This is a genomic window from Aquipseudomonas ullengensis (assembly GCF_014174475.1).
Classification (GTDB): Bacteria; Pseudomonadota; Gammaproteobacteria; order Pseudomonadales; family Pseudomonadaceae; genus Aquipseudomonas; species Aquipseudomonas ullengensis.
The window spans coordinates 360,422-378,575 of sequence record NZ_JACJUD010000002.1 but is presented as its reverse complement, the minus strand read 5'-3'; the positions used below and the strand labels follow the sequence as shown (position 1 = coordinate 378,575).

Here is an 18,154-nt window from a genome sequence, read left to right as displayed (position 1 = left end):
GGCTGCATTTCCACGTAGAGCGCGGGAACGATCAAGCGATCAACAGCACGTTTTTTTGGATCCCCGCCTTCGCGAGGATGACGGGGGAAGGAACACCACGCCCTCTTCCCACATCGTCATTCCCGCGTAGGCGGGAATCCAGTGCCGGACGCTGGAGCGTCGAAGGCCAAATTTCCGCACGCAGCGTTGGAACGATCAAACGACCAACGGCGCGGTTATTTTGGATCCCCGCCTTCGCGAGGATGACAGAGGAAGGAACACCACGCCCTCTTCCCACCTCGTCATTCCCGCGCAGGCGGGAATCCAGTGCTGGACGCTGGAGCGTCGAGGGCGGCATTCCCACGCGGAGCGTGGAAACGATCAATCACTCCAATGCGCTGAGTATCCGGTACGCCAGGCGCACGCGATCCTCGTTGGGGTAGTTGCGGTTGGCCAACAGGACGATGCCGATCTGTTTGGCCGGCACGAACGCCACATAGGCGCCGAAGCCGTTGGTCGAGCCGGTCTTGTTGACCCACACCGCGTCCTGCGCCGGCAATGGGGGCTGCAGCGCGCTGACCGCATGACTCTGGTAGGCCATCTGGCTGGAGTTGCCCTGCAGCAGGGCATCCAGCGCGATCGGGTAGTTGTATTGCTCCCAGATCAGGTCCTGGGTCATTGCTCCCAGCGTGAAATAGCCGGTGCGGGTAGCGCTGAGCGCCTGCTTGAGCGCTGGCTCCAACTCGGCTTGCCCCAGCTGGGCTTCGACGAAATGCAGCAGGTCCCTGGCGCTGGTCTTCACTCCGTAGGCCTCGGCGGCCAGCACGCCGGGGTTCAGCCTGACCGGCGCATCATCCTTGCTGTAGCCCTGGGCGTAGAGAGCCTGCTTGTTCGCCGGCACCTGCAGGTAGCTATTGGGCATGGCCAGCGCAGGAAACAGCTGCTGTTCCAGCGCATGGGCGTAGGGCACGTGCAGGCTCCTGGCCACGATCACGCCGAGCATGCCGATGCTCGGGTTGGCGTAGGTGCGCTGGCTACCCGCGGGGTACTGCGGCTGCCAGGCCTTGAGGTAGTCCATCAGCTGGGCGGTGTTGTGTACCGCGTCTGGCACCTGCAGGGGAAAACCGCCGGCGGTGTGGGTCGCCAGGTTGATCAGCGTCACTTCGGCAAACGGGCTGCCCTGCAGCTCGGGCAGGTACTTGCCGACCTTGTCGTCCAACGACAGCTGGCCCTTGGCCTGGGCGTATGTGGCCAGCGTGGCGGTGAAGGTCTTGCTGATCGAACCGATCTCGAACAGCGTGTCGCTGCTGATCGGCTGCCCTGTCTGCCGGGAAGCCACGCCGTAGTTGTAGAAGCGCTGCTGGCCCTGCGCGGTGATTGCGATGGCCAGGCCGGGGATCTGGTGCTGCTGCATCACCTCTGCCGCAGCGCTGTGCACCAAGGCATCGATGTCCGCCGACGGGTTAACTGCCAGTGCCAGCCGGCTACCGGCCAGCAGGAGCAGCGCGGCAAACAGCTTGGCGGTTGAGTGCATGCGGTTGATCCTCGATGTGGTGGCGTGGGGAGCAGAAATTACCACCTCGACTCCCCTGCGCCCAAACCCTGCGCGACGCCATCAACCCTGATGCAACGCCCGGTAATGGCTGGGCGCCATACCCACTACTTTCCTGAACAGGCGCGAGAAGTAATAGGGATCGTCATAACCCAGCTGCTCGCCGACCTGCCGCACCTCCAGGGTTCCCTGGTCGAGCAGGCGGCAGGCGTGGGCCATCTTCAGGTTGATGAAGTCCTGGATCGGCGCATGGCCGGTCAGGGCGCGGTAGGTCTTGGCGAAGTGGAAGCGCGACAGCTTGAACTGCGCTGCCAACTGGTCAAGGTTGAGGCTGTCGTGCAGGTGCGCACGCATTACCGCCTGCACTGCGTCCACGTCCAGCACCCGCCCGGACTTGAGGTTGGCCCGCGCCGGCAGGATCGCCAGGGAACTCAGCAGCGCCTGCAGCTGATGCGCGGCATGGATGAAATGCGGCAGGTTGAGGCCCTGGCGATGCAGGCCGAGCAGCGCGTCGAAGTCCGCCAGCAGGCGCGGCTGCACGCCGATATGGCGCAAGCGCAGCGGGCCGAGCAGGCGCAGGAAGTCCTCGCACAGGCTGCCGTCGAAATGCACCCAGTACAGCGTCCAGGGCCGTTCGGCATCGGCGCCATAGGCATGCGCCTGGCCCTTGGGCAACAACAGCAGGTCACCACCGCCAACCTCCAATCGTCCATCCTCGCTGTCCAGCCAGCCACGCCCGGCGCGGCAGTAGATCAGCAGATGGTCGTCCGGCTGCTGGCGCTGCATGCGGTGCCCTGCCGCTTCCGGGTAAAACCCCAGGGCCAGCGGAAAGCAGCCGGCGGCCAATGGCTGGCGTGCCAACAGGCGGCGCAGGCGCGGCGTGGTGATGAAGCGCAGACCATTGGCCGGCAACGGCCAGTTGGAGGTTTCCACCGCTGTGTTCATGTTCACGCCTCGACGAGCAATACCAAGATCGTCCATCCCTGCGACAAGATCGTCAATCCACAAGCCCTGAGTCAGTGGCTATAACTGGGGCACATAACAAAAAGTTCAGGAGACACCTGATGGCCCGCGTGATCCCCCAATTGATTGCCGGCGAATGGCAGACCAGCCACTCCCGCGAACTGATCGAAGTGACCGACCCGGCCACCCAGGAGGTCCTGGCCCTGGCGCCCAAGGCCACCCACGAGGAAATCGAGGCGGCCATCGCCAGCGCCAAGAGCGCCTTCCTCACCTGGCGCGAAGTGCCGGTACCGGAACGCGCGCGGCTGATGCTGCGCTACCAGCACCTGCTCAAGGAACACCACGACGAGCTGGCGGAAATCCTCGCGCAAGAAACCGGCAAGACCTTCGCCGACGCCAAGGGCGATGTCTGGCGCGGCATCGAGGTGGCCGAGCACGCGGCCAACATCTGCAGCCTGATGATGGGCGAGACGGTGGAGAACGTCGCCCGCGAGATAGACACCGCCAGCTATATCCAGCCGCTCGGCGTGTGTGTCGGCATCACCCCGTTCAACTTCCCGGCGATGATCCCGCTGTGGATGTTTCCGCTGGCCATCGCCTGCGGCAACAGCTTCATCCTCAAGCCGTCCGAGCAGGACCCGCTGACGCCCAACCGCCTGGCGGAACTGTTTATCGAAGCCGGCGCGCCCAAGGGCGTGCTGCAGGTGCTGCACGGCGGCCGCGAAGTGGTCGACGCCCTGCTGGTACACGAGGACATCCGCGCCATTTCCTTCGTCGGCTCGGTGCCGGTCGGCCAGCACATCTACCGCACCGGCACCCAGCACCTGAAGCGCGTGCAGGCCTTCGCCGGGGCGAAGAACCATATGGTGATCATGCCCGACGCACCCAAGGACCAAGTCATCAGCAACCTGCTCGGCGCCAGCTGCGGCGCGGCCGGCCAGCGCTGCATGGCGATCAGCGTGGCGGTGTTCGTGGGTGAATCGAAGGCCTGGATCGACGAGCTGGCCGCGCAGATCGCCGAGCTCAAGCCCGGCTACTGGAAAGACCCGAGCGCCGCCTACGGCCCGCTGATCAGCCAGCAGGCCAAGCAGCGCGTGCAGCGCCTGATCGCCGAGGGCAAGGCCGAAGGCGCGCAGTGCCTGGTCGATGGTTCGCAGTGCACGGTCGAGGGCTACCCGAACGGCAACTGGCTGGGCCCGACCCTGTTCCGCGGCGTGACCACCAAGATGGGCCTGTACCGCGAGGAGATCTTCGGCCCGGTACTGGTGTGCATGGAGGTCGACACCCTGGAGCAGGCCATCGAGCTGGTCAACGGCAGCCCCTATGGCAATGGCACCTCGATCTTCACCCGCTCCGGCGGTGCCGCGCGGCACTACCAGCATGCGGTGGAAGTCGGCCAGGTGGGCATCAACGTGCCGATCCCGGTGCCGCTGCCGTTCTTCTCTTTCACTGGCTGGAAAGGCTCGTTCTACGGTGACCTGCATGCCTACGGCAAGCAGGCGGTGCGCTTCTACACCGAGACCAAGACGGTCACCAGTCGCTGGTTTGATGACACGCCGGTCAGCGGCCCGAACATGACCATCCAGCTCAAGTAACCCGCCAGGGACACGTTATGGATTTCGATCTGACTGAGGAACAACGCCTGCTGGTCGACAGCGCCCGCGCCTTCGCCGCGCACGAACTGACGCCGCATGCCGCCGACTGGGACCGCGACCACCACTTCCCGGTGGATGTGATCAAGCGCGCCGCCGCGCAGGGCTACCTGGCCCTGTATATAAAGGAAGAGGACGGCGGCCTGGGCCTATCACGCCTGTCCAGCTCGCTGATCTTCGAGCAGCTGTCCGCCGGCTGCGTGGCCACCACCGCCTTCTTCACCATCCACAACATGGCTTCGTGGATGCTCGCCTCGTTCGGCGATGCCGCGCTCAAGGACGCCTGGCTACCGCGCCTGACTTCCGGCGAGCTGCTGGCCTCCTACTGCCTGACCGAACCGGACGCCGGCTCCGACGCCGCGCGCCTGCGCACCCGTGCCAAGCGTGACGGCGACGAATACGTGCTGGACGGCAGCAAGTGCTTTATCTCCGGCGCCGGCAGCACCGATGTGCTGATCGTCATGGCCCGTACCGGCGAAGAAGGTGCCAAGGGCGTGTCGTGCTTCCTGGTGCCGGGCGACGCCGAGGGTGTGAAGTACGGGCGTAACGAGCTGAAGATGGGCTGGCGCGCGCAACCAACCCGCACCATCACCTTCGAGGGCGTGCGCATCCCGGCGGGCAACCGCATCGGCCCCGAGGGCCAGGGCTTCGTCTACGCGATGAAGGGCCTGGACGGCGGGCGCATCAATATTGCCAGTTGCTCACTGGGCGCGGCCCAGGCCGCGCTGGAGCAGAGCCTGCGCTACGTCGAGGAGCGCAAGCAGTTCGGCAAGGCGCTCAGCGAATTCCAGGCCCTGCAGTTCAAGCTGGCCGACATGCTCACCGACCTCACCGCCAGCCGGCAGATGGTGCGTCTGGCCGCGCACAAGCTGGATCACGGTGACGGCGAGGCCAGCCTGTACTGCGCCATGGCCAAGCGTTTCGCCACCGACCACTGCTTCACCCTGTGCAACGAGGCGCTGCAACTTCACGGCGGCTACGGCTATCTCAACGACTACCCGCTGGAGCGCTGGGTGCGCGACAGCCGCGTGCACCAGATACTCGAAGGCACCAACGAAATCATGCGGGTGATCATCGCCCGCCGCCTGCTGGACCAGGGCGGCATGCTTGATCGCCTGCTGTAGCCTTAGGCAATACCACACCTGTAGGAGCCAGCTTGCTGGCGATCCTGGCTAGCGAAGTCGTTACCTGACGGGGCACTGATCGCCAGCAAGCTGGCTCCTACAAACGCAGACCGCTGTGAGGACATGTATGAGCAACGCCATCGAAGCCTACAAACCCGGGGTTTTCGACCTGACCCACAAGATCACCGTGGAGAAGCACGGCCATACCGCGCTGATCACCATCAACCACCCGCCGGCCAACACCTGGGACCGCGACTCGCTGATCGGCCTCAAGCAGCTGATCGAGCACCTCAACCACGACGACGATATCTACGCCCTGGTGATGACCGGCCAGGGCGGCAAGTTCTTCAGCGCCGGCGCCGACCTCAACCTGTTCGCCGATGGCGACAAGGCCCGCGCCCGCGAGATGGCCCGGCGCTTTGGCGAGGCCTTCGAGGCCCTGCGTGATTTCCGTGGGGTGTCGATTGCCGCGATCAACGGCTACGCCATGGGTGGCGGCCTGGAATGCGCCCTGGCCTGCGACATCCGCATCGCCGAGCGCCAGGCGCAAATGGCCTTGCCGGAAGCCACGGTGGGCCTGCTGCCCTGCGCCGGCGGCACCCAGGCCCTGCCCTGGCTGATCGGCGAAGGCTGGGCCAAACGGATGATCCTCTGCGGCGAGCGCATCGACGCGGAAACCGCCCTGCGCATCGGCCTGGTCGAACAGGTGGTGGACAGCGGCGAAGCCCGTGGCCATGCCCTGCTGCTGGCATCCAAGGTGGCCCGGCAGAGCCCGGTGGCGGTACGCACCATCAAGCCGCTGATCCAGGGCGCCCGCGAGCGTGGGCCGAACACCTGGCTGCCGGAAGAGCGCGAGCGCTTCGTCGACCTGTTCGACGCCGACGACACCCGCGAAGGGGTCAACGCCTTCCTCGAGAAACGCGACCCGCAGTGGCGCAACAAGTGACCGTAGGGCGGGTGCAACCCGCGTGATGGACCTGCAACACAAGCCGCGGGTTGCACCCGCCCTACACAGCGCAACCGAATACCGTAGGGTGGATGTCGCCTTTTACATCCACCACAACCCCCGCTCGGTGGATGGATAGAGCGCCATCCACCCTACGATGGACACCTAGATGAACGTGCATTTCGAAGAACGTCCCGGCCTGCATGGCTACCGCATCGGCATCGCCAGCCTGGATGCGGAGAAGAGCCTCAACGCCCTGACCCTGCCGATGATCGAGGCGCTGGACGCCAAACTGCGCGCCTGGGCCGACGACCCAACCATCGCCTGCGTGCTGCTGCGCGGCAACGGGCCCAAGGCCTTCTGTGCCGGCGGCGACGTGGTGCAACTGGTGCACCAGTGCCGCGAACATCCGGGCGAGATCCCACCCCTGGCGCGGCGCTTCTTCGCCGATGAATACCGCCTCGACCAGCGCATCCACACGTACCCGAAACCGCTGATCTGCTGGGCCCACGGCCATGTGCTGGGTGGCGGCATGGGCCTGATGCAAGGTGCCGGCGTACGCATCGTCACACCGAGCAGCCGTCTGGCCATGCCGGAGATCAATATCGGCCTGTACCCGGATGTCGGCGGCAGCTGGTTCCTTGCTCGCCTGCCGGGCAAGCTCGGCCTGTTCCTCGGCCTCACCGCCAGCGGCATCAACGCCCGCGACGCCCTCGACCTCAATCTGGCCGATCGCTTCCTGCGCGACGACCAGCAAGACCTGCTGATCGAAGGCCTGGTGCAAATGAACTGGCAGGAACAGGCCCCGGCGCAGCTCACCAGCCTGCTGCGGGCCCTGGAACAGGAAGCCCGCGCCGACCTGCCACAGGCGCAGTGGCTGCCGCGCCGCGAGCGCATCGACACCCTGCTCGACAGCGCTGACTTGCCCAGTGCCTGGCGCGCGCTCACCGCGCTGCATAACGACAGCGACCTGCCCCTGGCCCGCGCCGCCAAGACCCTGGCCGAGGGCTGCCCGCTCACTGCGCACCTGGTCTGGGAACAGATCCGCCGGGCCAAGCACCTGTCCCTTGGCGAAGTGTTCCGCATGGAGTACGCCATGAGCCTGAACTGCTGCCGCCACCCGGAATTCCCCGAAGGCGTGCGCGCCCGCCTGATCGACAAGGACCAGGCGCCGCGCTGGCACTGGGCCGATGTAGCCAGCATCCCCGCTGCCGTGATCGCCGCACACTTCGAACCGGTGTGGGACGGCCCACACCCGCTGGCAGACCTGTGAGCTTCCTGTAGGAGCCAGCTTGCTGGCGATCCAGTGCCCAGATCGCCAGCAAGCTGGCTCCTACAACCGTTACATCCGGCACCCGCTACGAGGAGAACAATAACAATGACTCAGATCGCCTTTATCGGCCTCGGCCACATGGGCCTGCCCATGGCCCGTAACCTGCTCAAGGCCGGCTTCGCCCTCAAGGTCTTCGACCTGCTGCCCACCGCCGTCAGCGAGCTGGTGAGTGAAGGCGCGATGGCTGCCCGCGATGCCAGCGATGCGGTGCAGGGCGCCACAGTGGTGGTCAGCATGTTGCCCGCCAGCCGCCACGTCGAAGGGCTGTACCTGGGCGACAGCGGCCTGCTGGCACAGATCGCCCCCGGCAGCCTGGTACTGGAGTGCTCGACCATCGCCCCGGATTCGGCGCGCAAGGTGCACGCGGCCGCCAAGGCCCGCGGCATCGATCTGCTCGACGCGCCGGTGTCCGGCGGCACCGCCGGCGCGGCGGCCGGCACCCTGACGTTCATGGTCGGCGGCCAGGCCGAGGCATTGGAGAAAGCCCGGCCGATCCTCGCTGCGATGGGCAAGAACCTCTTCCACGCCGGCCCCGATGGCGCCGGCCAGGTGGCCAAGGTGTGCAACAACCAGCTACTCGCCGTGCAGATGATCGGCACCGCCGAAGCCATGGCCCTGGGCGTGGCCAGCGGCCTGGACCCGGCCGTACTGGCCGAGATCATGCGCCAGAGCTCGGGCGGCAACTGGACCCTGGAGAAGTACAACCCCTGGCCCGGCGTGATGGAAAACGCGCCGGCGTCCAAGGGCTACAGCGGCGGTTTCATGGCCGAGCTGATGGCCAAGGACCTCGGCCTGGCCCAGGAAGCCGCGCAAGCCACCGCCAGCAGCACGCCGATGGGCGCCCTGGCCCTGCAGCTGTATCGCCTGCTGCTCAAGCAGGGTAACGGCAAGCTGGACTTCTCGGCGGTGCAGAAGCTGTTTGTCGAGTAACCCGCGCTGGCTATCCCCCGTAGGGCGGGTGCAACCCGCGTTGCCGAGCACGCGGGTTACACCCGTCCTACACGATCCCGCACGCTGGCTTGCACGACCGTCGCACCAACAAAAAACGCCGCATCGAATGCGGCGTTTTTGTTTACAGCCAAACCTGGCTCAGCGCTCGCGCAGCGCTTCCGAGCGGGCCCGCAGGATGGGCTTGAGCAGGTAGCTGAGCACGCTCTTCTTGCCGGTGATGATGTCCACCGAGGCGACCATGCCGGGGATGATCAGCAACGGATGTTCCTCGCTGCCCAGGTGGCTTTTGTCGGTGCGCAGCTGGATCAGGTAGAAGCTGTTGCCTTCTTCATCGGTGATGGTGTCGGCGCCGATCTGCTCCAGCTTGGCCTGCAGGCCGCCGTAGATGGTGTAGTCATAGGCCGTAAACTTGACCACCGCCGGCTGGCCGGGATGGAGGAAGGCGATGTCCTGCGGACGGATGCGCGCTTCCACCAGCAGGCTGTCGTCCAGCGGCACGATCTCCACCAGGTCGCTGCCCGGCTGGATCACCCCGCCGATGGTATTGACCAGCAGCTGCTTGACGATGCCGCGCACCGGCGAAGTGACCAGGGTACGGTTGACCCGGTCTTCCAGGGCCTTGCCGGTCGCCTGGATCTTGCTCAGGTCGGTGCGCGCCTCGTTGAGTTCGGTCAGCGCGTCGCTGCGGAAGCGCCCACGGGTCTCATCGATCTTGCGCTGGCTTTCCTTGATCGCCGACTCGGCACGCGGGATGGCCAGGCTGGTGGCGTCCAGCTCGCCGCGGTTCTCCACCTCGGCGCGGCGCAGGCGCAGCAGCTCGACCTGGGACATCGCGCCCTTGGCCACCAGCGGCTCGGACATGTCGATTTCCTGGCGCAGCAGGCTCAGGCTGCGGCTGTACTGGTCGCGCTTGGAGGCAAACTCGCGCAGCTCCTGCTGACGTTGCACCAGTTGCTCCTCGACCCCGCCCACCTCGTCGCGCAGTTGCGACTGGCGGCTCTCGAACAGCGCGCGCTCACTGGCGGCCAGGTGCGGCACCGCGTCGATGATCGCGGTCGGAAACGCCAACTCGCGCCCCTCGACCTCGGCACTCAGGCGCTCGACGCGCAGCAGCAGGGCCAGGCGATCGGCCTCGGTTTCGCCGACGTTAGAGGCGAAGCGCGTGTCGTCCAGGCGCAGCAGCGGCGCACCCGCCTCCACCACCTGGCCTTCACGGACGAACAGCTCGGCGACGATGCCGCCTTCGAGGTTCTGGATTTTCTGCAGCTTGGACGACGGAATGGCCTTGCCATCGCCGCGGGTGACTTCGTCGACCACGGCGAAGTGCGCCCAGAGCATGCCGAACAGGAAGAAGCCGATCAGGCACCAGATGGTCAGGCGCACGATATGCGGGGCATCCTCCACCAGCGCCTTGCGCACTTCCGGCAGGGGTTGCCCGGCAACCGCATCACGGCCCTTGAAGTAGGCGCGCAGTTGCGCACCAAACAGCGAATTAAGCACCGGAAATCCTCCCTTTCTTCAACGCGTCCATGACATCGGCCTTGGCCCCGTCGGCGATGATCCGCCCACGGTCGACGATGATCAGGCGGTCCACCAGGCTGAGTAGCGAGGTACGGTGAGTGACCAGCAGCAGGGTCTTGTCGGCGATCACCGCCTGCAGGCGCTGCTTGAGGCGCTCCTCACCGGTGTTGTCCATGGCGCTGGTGGGTTCGTCGAGTAACAGGATCGGCGGATCGAGCAACAACGCACGGGCCAGGGCGACGTTCTGCCGCTGGCCACCGGAAAGCTGCTGACCGCGCTCGCCCACAGGCAGTTCGTAGCCCTGCGGATGCAGGCGGGCGAACTCGTGCACGCCAGCCAGTTCGGCGGCCTGCAGCACGCGCTCGTCATCCACATAGCGGGCGCCGCTGACCAGGTTGTCGCGCAGGCTGCCGCTGAACAGCTGGATGTCCTGGGGCACGTAGCCGATGTTGTGGCGCAAGTCGCTGACGTCCAGCTGGCGGATGTCCACGCCATCCACCAGCAGGCTGCCACCATCGGGCTGGTAGAGGCCGACCAGCAGGCGCGCCAGGGAACTCTTGCCCGAGCCGCTGCGGCCGATGATGCCGACCTTCTCACCGGGCTTGATCACCAGGTCGATGCCCTTGAGCGCATGGTTCTGCTGCTGCGGGTAATGGAAGTCCAGTTGCCGGCATTCGATCGCGCCCTGCAGGCGGGCGCGGGTCAGCGGCCGCTCCTGCTGCTCGCGCTCCTGCGGCAGCGCCATCATCTGGTCGATGCCCTGCATGCTCACCCGCGCCTGCTGGTAACGGGTCAGCAGCCCGGAAAGCTGGCCCAGCGGGCCGAGTGCACGGCTGTTGAGCATGTAGCAGGCCACCAGGCCGCCCATGCTGAGCTCGCCGGCGATGATCAGGTACACGCCGACGATGATCATCAACACGCCGGCCAACTGCTGGATCACCCCGGTGATGTTCAGCGCCAGGCTCGACAGCATGCGCGTGCTCAGCTCCAGGCGCCCAAGGGTGCCGATGGTCTGCTCCCACTGGTACTGACGTTCGCTCTCGGCGTTGTTGACCTTGACCGCATCGAGCCCAGCCAGGGTCTCGATCAGCCCGGACTGGCGCTCGGCGGCCAGCGCCATGGTGCGCTCCATGGCTTCGGCCAGCGGCTTCTGCAGCAGCCAGCCGATGCCCAGGGCCAGCGGGAAGGCCAGCAGCGGAATCCACACCAGATGCCCGCCGAGCACCGCCACCACCAGCAACACCAGCAGGGTGAACGGCAGATCGATCAGGCTGGTCAGGGTCAGCGAGGCGAGGAAGTCACGCAGCACCTGGAACTCGTGGATGTGCTGGGCGAAGCTGCCGATCCGCGCCGGCCGAGCCTTCATCGCCATGCCGACAATGCGCTCGAACAGGCTGGCGGAGATGATCAGGTCGGTCTTCTTGCCCGCCAGGTCCAGGCACAGGCCACGCATGGTCTTGAGCAGCAGATCGAACAGGTAGGCACCGGAGATACCGATGGCCAGCACCCAGAGCGTGGACAGCGCCTGGTTGGGTACCACGCGGTCGTAGACGTTCATCACGAAGAACGGCGCGAACAGGCCGATCAGGTTGATCAGCACACTGGCCGCGATGGCATCGATATACAGCCAGCGCGAGCGCTTGAGGGTGTCGCGGAACCAGGACTTGGTGCGCGGAATCAGGCTCTCGCGATCAAGATCGAACTGGTGCCGCGGCTGGGCGAAGAACACCTCGCCGCTGTAATCCTCGGCCAGCACGCTGAGCGCCACGCTCACCTCGCCGCCATCGCTCTCGCCGAGCAGCAAGCGCGCCTGATCGCCCTGGCGCGCAAGCAGGACAACGCTGCCACCGCCCTTGAGCAGCAACAGCGCCGGCAAGGCAATCGCAGGAATCTGCTGCAGTGAGCGGCGCAACCAGCGCCCCTGCAGGCCGGCTCGCGCCGCCGCGCGCGGCAACAACTCGGCGCTCAGGCGCTGCGCGGGCAGTGGCAAGCCAGCCGTCAGCAAGGCCCGGCTGGCCGCGCGTCGATGCAATGCACAGAGCGCCAACAGGCTGTCGAGAAGGGGGTCGTCATGCCGGGCACGGGGATCGCCCAGGGTTTTCGCTTGGCTGGTTTCTGCGGTCACGCGGGACTCTCTCAGCTCTTGTTCAGGTTCCATCCGGCCGAGCGCAACGGCGCTCAACCTACTCCACCCTTAGCTCCTGCTGCCGGGCTGGCACGCCATCCTGGCCTGCCTCATATGTTCGCCCCACCAAACCGTGCACTGATCGACATTTCGCCAGTGACGGAAATCACCCTATCGATCTATCAGAAGCCCCGCCCATTGAAAACAGGGACTTACAAATATCTCCCGACAGCCCCGTCATTCGTGGCCTGCAGGTCAGTCGCGGCAAGAGCATTACCGCTCATCGGAGAGTTTGAACTTCTCTAGCGATGTCAAAGTGACATCCCCGCAAGAATTGTCTAGCATGACGGCGCACAGGTCAAATTATTGGCATAATCGCAATATCGATTAGTTATAAGCCAATAGCTTGGCGCTACTTTTTTGTCGTACGTCACAAAAACAATAGGCAGAGGCGCCATCTAGTGGTTGGCCGGATGCCACAAGCAGTCTGACATTGGAGAGTTCGTCATGAGTACGGTCGTTGCAGTCGTAAAGTCAGTTGTCGGCCAGGTTTTTGCTCTGTCCCCCGAAGGTATCCAGCGTCTACTGATCGAAGGCGACCGCCTGTTCCGCGGCGACCAGGTGCAAACCGGCCAGGAAGGCATGGTCAGCCTGCAACTGCAGGACGGCCAGAATCTCGAAATCGGCCAGGGCAGCCAGTGGGTTGCCACCGCTGAAACCTCCGAAAAACAACCGGCCGCGCCGACTCCGCCGAGTGACGAGGACCTCAGCGTCAACCAGCTGCAAGAAGCCATCGCCGCTGGCATGGACCCGACAGCCGAACTCGAAGCCACCGCCGCGGGCCCAGGCTCCAGTGGTGGTGGCGGCGCAGGCGGCGTGGGTGGCGGCCACAGCTTCGTGCTGCTGGGCGAGACTGGCGAACAACTCGACCCGACCATCGGCTTCCAGACCGCAGGCCTGGCCAATGGCGACGCACCGCAGGACGTTCTCGAGGTCGCTGCCCAGGACTTCAACACTCCCCCACCGGCCGCCACCTTCACCGTCGAAACGGACGAGGATGTTCCCTACGGCGGCAAACTGGTGATTGTCGATGGCAATGGCGACCCACTGACCTACGACTTGATCGATGCGCCGGACAACGGCCAACTGGTCTTCAACCCCGATGGCAGCTGGCTCTACACGCCCAACCCCGATTACAACGGCCCGGACAGCTTCCAGGTGCAGGTTAGCGATGGCCAGGGCGGGCAAAGCACCCTGGTGGTCAACATCGGCGTGCGCCCGATCAACGACGCACCGACCATCAGCGTCAGCGCCAACGACTTCACCGAAAACAGCGCGGCTGCAAACCAGGTGGCGGCTACCTACGTCACCAGCGACGAAGACGGCGACAACCTGACCGTCAGCTTCACCGGAACCAGCAACAGCGCTGGCTACTACGCCCTGGTCGGCGGCCAGGTGGTGCTCACAGCCGCCGGCGCCGCCCACGTCAACGCCGGCAATGCCCTGCCGACGATCAACCTGACCGTCACCGACAACGGCACCCCGAGCCTGTCGGCGACCGCCAGCGACACGCCCGCCGTTACCACGGTCAACGACGCGCCCACCATTGCCGTCAGCGCCAATGACTTCACCGAGAACAGCGCTGCTGCAGGCCAGGTCGCGGCCACCTACGTCACCAGCGATGAAGACGGCGACAACCTGACCGTCAGCTTCACCGGAACCAGCAACAGCGCTGGCTACTACGCCTTGGTCGGCGGCCAGGTGGTGCTCACCGCCGCCGGCGCCGCCCACGTCAACGCCGGCAACGCCCTGCCGACGGTCAACCTGACCGTTACCGACAACGGCACACCGAGTCTGTCGGCGACCGCCAGCGACACGCCTGCCGTTACCACGGTCAACGACGCGCCCACCATTGCCGTCAGCGCCAATGACTTCACCGAAGAAAGCGCTGCTGCGGGCCAGGTGGCGGCCACCTACGTCACCAGCGACGAAGACGGCGATAGCCTGACCGTCAGCTTCACTGGAACCAGCAACAGCGCTGGCTACTACGCCCTGGTCGGCGGCCAGGTGGTACTCACCGCCGCCGGTGCCGCCCACGTCAACGGCGGCAATGCCCTGCCGACGGTCAACCTGACCGTCACCGACAACGGCACGCCAAGCCTGTCTGGTGCGAATAGCGACACCCCGGTCGTCACCCTGGTCAACGATGCACCGGTTGCCGTCAACGACAGCCTGAGCACTAGCGAAGACACGCCGGTGACCTTCACCGCCGCGCAACTGACCGGTAACGACACCGATGAAGAAGGCTCGCCGCTAACCATCAACAGCGTCACCAGTGGCAACGGCGGTACTGCCGTGCTCAACATCGATGGCACCGTCACCTTCACCCCCAATGCCAACTTCAATGGCACGGCGGACTTCACCTATACCGTCACTGACGGCCAGCTGACGTCCAACACCGCCACCGTCAACGTAGCCGTGGCTGCGGTCAACGACGCTCCGGTCGCCGGCAACGACAGCATCACCACCAACGAAGACACGCCCGTCACCGGCAACCTGCTCACCAACGACAGCGACGTCGATGGCGACAACCTGAGCGTGACCCAGTTCAGCATCAGCGGCCTGCCCTTCACCTTTAATGCCGGCAGCACCGCCACCATTCCCTTCGTTGGCCGCCTGACAGTCGCCAGCAACGGTGAATTCACCTTCACCCCAGGCACCAACTACAACGGCCCGGTACCGCAGTTCACCTACACCCTCAGCGACGGCACGTTGACGGACACAGCCACCCTGAACATCAGCATCAACGCTGTGAACGATGCACCGGTCAACGGCGTGCCCGGCGCGCAGAGCGTCAACGAAGACGGTTCTCTGCGCCTCAACGGCAGCAATCGCGTCAGCGTGGGTGATGTCGACAGCCCGAACCTGAGCACCACCCTCAGCGTCGAACATGGCGTGCTGACAATTGGCGCGTTCCCTGGCCTGACCATCACTGGCAGTGGCACCGACAGCATCACCCTGTCCGGCAACCAGATTCTGATCAACATCGCGCTCAACAACCTGCGCTATGCGCCGGATGCCAACTACAACGGCGCCGACCAGCTGACCATCGTCACGACCGACAGCGCGGGCCTGACCGACACCGACACGGTGGCCATCACCGTCAACCCGATCAACGATGCACCGGTTGCCGTCAACGACAGCCTCAGCGCTACCGAAGACACCCCGGTGACCTTCACCGCCGCGCAGCTGACCGGTAACGACACCGACGTCGAAGGCTCGCCGCTGACCATCAACAGCGTCACCAGCGGCAACGGCGGCACCGCCGTGCTCAACATCGATGGCACGGTCACCTTCACACCCAATGCCAACTTCAATGGGACGGCGGACTTCACCTACACCGTCACTGACGGCCAGCTGACGTCCAACACCGCCACCGTCAACGTGGCCGTGGCTGCAGTCAACGACGCGCCAGTCGCCGGCAACGACAGCATCACCACCAACGAAGACACGCCGATCACCGGTAACCTGCTCACCAACGACAGCGACGTCGATGGCGACAGCCTGAGCGTGACCCAGTTCAGCATCAGCGGCCTGCCCTTCACCTTTGCGGCTGGCAGCACCGCCACCATTCCCTTCGTTGGCCGCCTGACAGTCGCCAGCAACGGTGAGTTCACCTTCACCCCAGGCACCAACTACAACGGCCCGGTACCGCAGTTCACCTACACCCTCAGCGACGGCACGCTGACGGACACGGCCACCCTGAACATCAGCATCAATGCGGTGAACGACGCCCCGGTCAACGCCATGCCGGGCGCTCTGAGCGTCAATGAGGATGGCTCGCTGCAATTGGATGGTGGCAAGCACGTTGGCCTAACCGATATTGACAGCCAGACCCTGAGCACCACCCTCAGCGTCGAACATGGCGTGCTGACAATTGGCTGGTTCCCAGGCATTACCATCAGTGGCAGTGGCACCGACAGCGTTACCCTGTTCGGCAACAAACTCCTGCTCAACCTTGCCCTCAACAACCTGCACTACGCGCCGGATGCCAACTACAACGGTGCGGACTCACTGACTGTCACTACCACCGACAGTGACGGCCTGAGCGATACCGATACGGTGGCCATCACCGTCAATCCGGTCAATGACGCGCCAGTGGCCGTCAACGATAGCCTTAGTGCCACTGAAGACACCTCGGTGATCTTCACCGTCGCGCAACTAACCGGCAACGACAGCGATGCGGATGGCACACCGCTGATCATCAACAGCGTCACCAGCGGCAACGGCGGCACCGCCGTACTCAACAGCAATGGCACGGTCACCTTCACGCCCAATGCCAACTTCAACGGCACCGCGAACTTCACCTACACCGTCACCGATGGACAGCTGACGTCCAATACCGCCACCGTTAACGTGGTCGTAGCTGCAGTCAACGACGCGCCGGTTGCCAACGATGACGCTGCAACATCTGACGAAAACTTATCCGTCACTATCGCGGTACTCAGCAACGACACCGACGCGGAAAACAATACGCTGACCGTTACGGGAGTCACCCAGGGCGCCAACGGATCAGTAGTGATCGACGCCGTATCGGGCAATCCGATCTACACCCCCAACGGCGGCTTCTCCGGTTCCGACAGCTTCACTTATACGATCAGTGACGGGAACAGCGGCACTTCCACGGCGACGGTAAATATCACCGTCAACCCAAAAAACGACGTGCCGGTTGCTGTCACTGACAGCATCACACTCTCTGAAGGTGGCACTGCCACCATCCTCGTGGGCGGCGCGACCAGCGTACTGGCCAATGACAGCGATGCCGATGGCGACCCACTGACGGCCACTCTGGTCACAGGGCCCACCAACGGCAGCCTGACCCTGAACGCCAACGGCACGTTCAGCTACACCCACAACGGCAGCGAGACCACTAGCGACAGTTTTACTTACAAGGTCAATGACGGCAGCGTCGACGGCAATACTGTCACCGTCAACATTGGTGTAACTCCGGTCAATGACGCGCCGGTTGCCAACGACGACTTCTACACCATTAACGAGGACCAGACTCTGGTTCTGCCGTTACCACTGAATGAACTGGTAACCAACGACACAGATGCTGATGGCGATAGCCTGCGCGCTTACATGATAAGCGGCGCGTCGAATGGCAGCTTTTCCGTGGTTGGCAGCAACGTGGTTTTCACACCCACCCCTGGCTTTAGTGGCGCTGCGAGCTTCACTTACGGCATTTATGACGGAAAAGGTGGCACGTCCACAGCGACGGTACATATCACCGTCAACCCAGTGAACGACGCTCCTGTGGCCGTCACTGACAGCATCAGCGTTTCTGAAGGCGGTACCGCAACCATCCTCGCCAGTGGCGCCACTAGCGTGCTGACTAATGACAGCGATGCCGAGAGCGACCCGCTGACTGCCACCCTGGTTACAGGCCCCGCCAACGGCACTCTAACTCTGAATGCCGATGGCACCTTCAGCTACACCCACAACGGCAGCGAAACCACCACCGACAGTTTCACCTACAAAGTCAATGACGGCACCGTCGACGGCAACACCGTAACCGTCAATATCGGCGTCACTCCGATCAATGATGCGCCTGTAGCCGTCGCCGACAGTACCACCGTGGCCGAAGGCAGCAGCGTGCTGATCAACCTGGCGATTAACGACACCGATGTCGATGGCACCATCGACCCGACCAGCATCGTCATCACCGGCAATCCGGCCAATGGCTCCGTTACCGTCAATGCCGACGGCACTGTCAGCTACCAGCACAACGGCAGTGATACCACCAACGACACCTTCACCTACACCATCAAGGACAACACCGGCGCAGTCTCCAATCCAGTCACCGTTAGCCTCACCATCACCGCCGTCGACGACGCGCCGACCATCACCGTCACCGCCAATGACTTCACTGAAGACAGCGGCGTGGCCGTTGGCGCAGTGGCCGGCACCTACACCACCGCCGATGCCGAAGGCGATGCACGCACCGT

The 18,154-nt window shown here is 64.5% G+C and carries 10 protein-coding genes; 6 read left to right on the top strand and 4 right to left on the bottom strand.

What is annotated here, in order from left to right; genetic code table 11:
- Positions 1-364: 364 nt before the first annotated feature.
- Together ampC and H3H51_RS07160 are read right to left on the bottom strand one after the other, a co-directional pair.
- Positions 365-1,513, bottom strand: a complete 1,149-nt coding sequence (ampC, locus tag H3H51_RS07165) for a class C beta-lactamase (protein ID WP_183088366.1) — start codon at positions 1,511-1,513, stop codon at positions 365-367.
- 81 nt (positions 1,514-1,594) lie between these two features.
- Positions 1,595-2,476 (bottom strand): AraC family transcriptional regulator, encoded by an 882-nt coding sequence (locus H3H51_RS07160; RefSeq protein WP_183088365.1) that lies wholly within the window; start codon positions 2,474-2,476, stop codon positions 1,595-1,597.
- A 119-nt stretch (positions 2,477-2,595) separates the two neighbouring features.
- On the opposite strand from H3H51_RS07160, the gene H3H51_RS07155 reads away from it, so the two are divergent.
- From H3H51_RS07155 to mmsB, 5 genes are all read left to right on the top strand, one after another.
- Positions 2,596-4,089, top strand: coding sequence for a CoA-acylating methylmalonate-semialdehyde dehydrogenase (locus H3H51_RS07155; protein WP_183088364.1), 1,494 nt, complete (start codon positions 2,596-2,598; stop codon positions 4,087-4,089).
- A 17-nt stretch (positions 4,090-4,106) separates the two neighbouring features.
- Entirely contained in the window at positions 4,107-5,270 is a 1,164-nt protein-coding gene (locus tag H3H51_RS07150; protein WP_183088363.1) for an acyl-CoA dehydrogenase family protein, read from the top strand.
- 127 nt (positions 5,271-5,397) lie between these two features.
- On the top strand, positions 5,398-6,216 hold the full coding sequence (locus tag H3H51_RS07145; RefSeq protein ID WP_183088362.1) for an enoyl-CoA hydratase: 819 nt from the start codon (positions 5,398-5,400) through the stop codon (positions 6,214-6,216).
- Between the two features lie 169 nt (positions 6,217-6,385).
- Positions 6,386-7,489, top strand: a complete 1,104-nt coding sequence (locus H3H51_RS07140) for an enoyl-CoA hydratase/isomerase family protein (RefSeq protein WP_183088361.1) — start codon at positions 6,386-6,388, stop codon at positions 7,487-7,489.
- 105 nt (positions 7,490-7,594) lie between these two features.
- Positions 7,595-8,479 carry a 3-hydroxyisobutyrate dehydrogenase gene (gene mmsB, locus H3H51_RS07135; RefSeq protein WP_183088360.1) on the top strand — a complete coding sequence of 295 codons (885 nt, stop codon included), beginning with the start codon at positions 7,595-7,597 and terminating at the stop codon, positions 8,477-8,479.
- A 159-nt stretch (positions 8,480-8,638) separates the two neighbouring features.
- Here the strand turns inward: mmsB and H3H51_RS07130 are convergent, their stop codons facing one another.
- Both H3H51_RS07130 and H3H51_RS07125 read right to left on the bottom strand, forming a co-directional pair.
- Entirely contained in the window at positions 8,639-10,000 is a 1,362-nt protein-coding gene (locus H3H51_RS07130) for an HlyD family type I secretion periplasmic adaptor subunit (protein WP_183088359.1), read from the bottom strand.
- Entirely contained in the window at positions 9,993-12,146 is a 2,154-nt protein-coding gene (locus H3H51_RS07125) for a type I secretion system permease/ATPase (RefSeq protein WP_183088358.1), read from the bottom strand. The genes H3H51_RS07130 and H3H51_RS07125 overlap by 8 nt, the downstream gene beginning before the upstream one ends.
- A gap of 507 nt (positions 12,147-12,653) precedes the next feature.
- On the opposite strand from H3H51_RS07125, the gene H3H51_RS07120 reads away from it, so the two are divergent.
- Positions 12,654-18,154, top strand: a 5,501-nt coding sequence (locus H3H51_RS07120; RefSeq protein WP_183088357.1) for a retention module-containing protein, incomplete at its 3' end; no start/stop codon positions are given.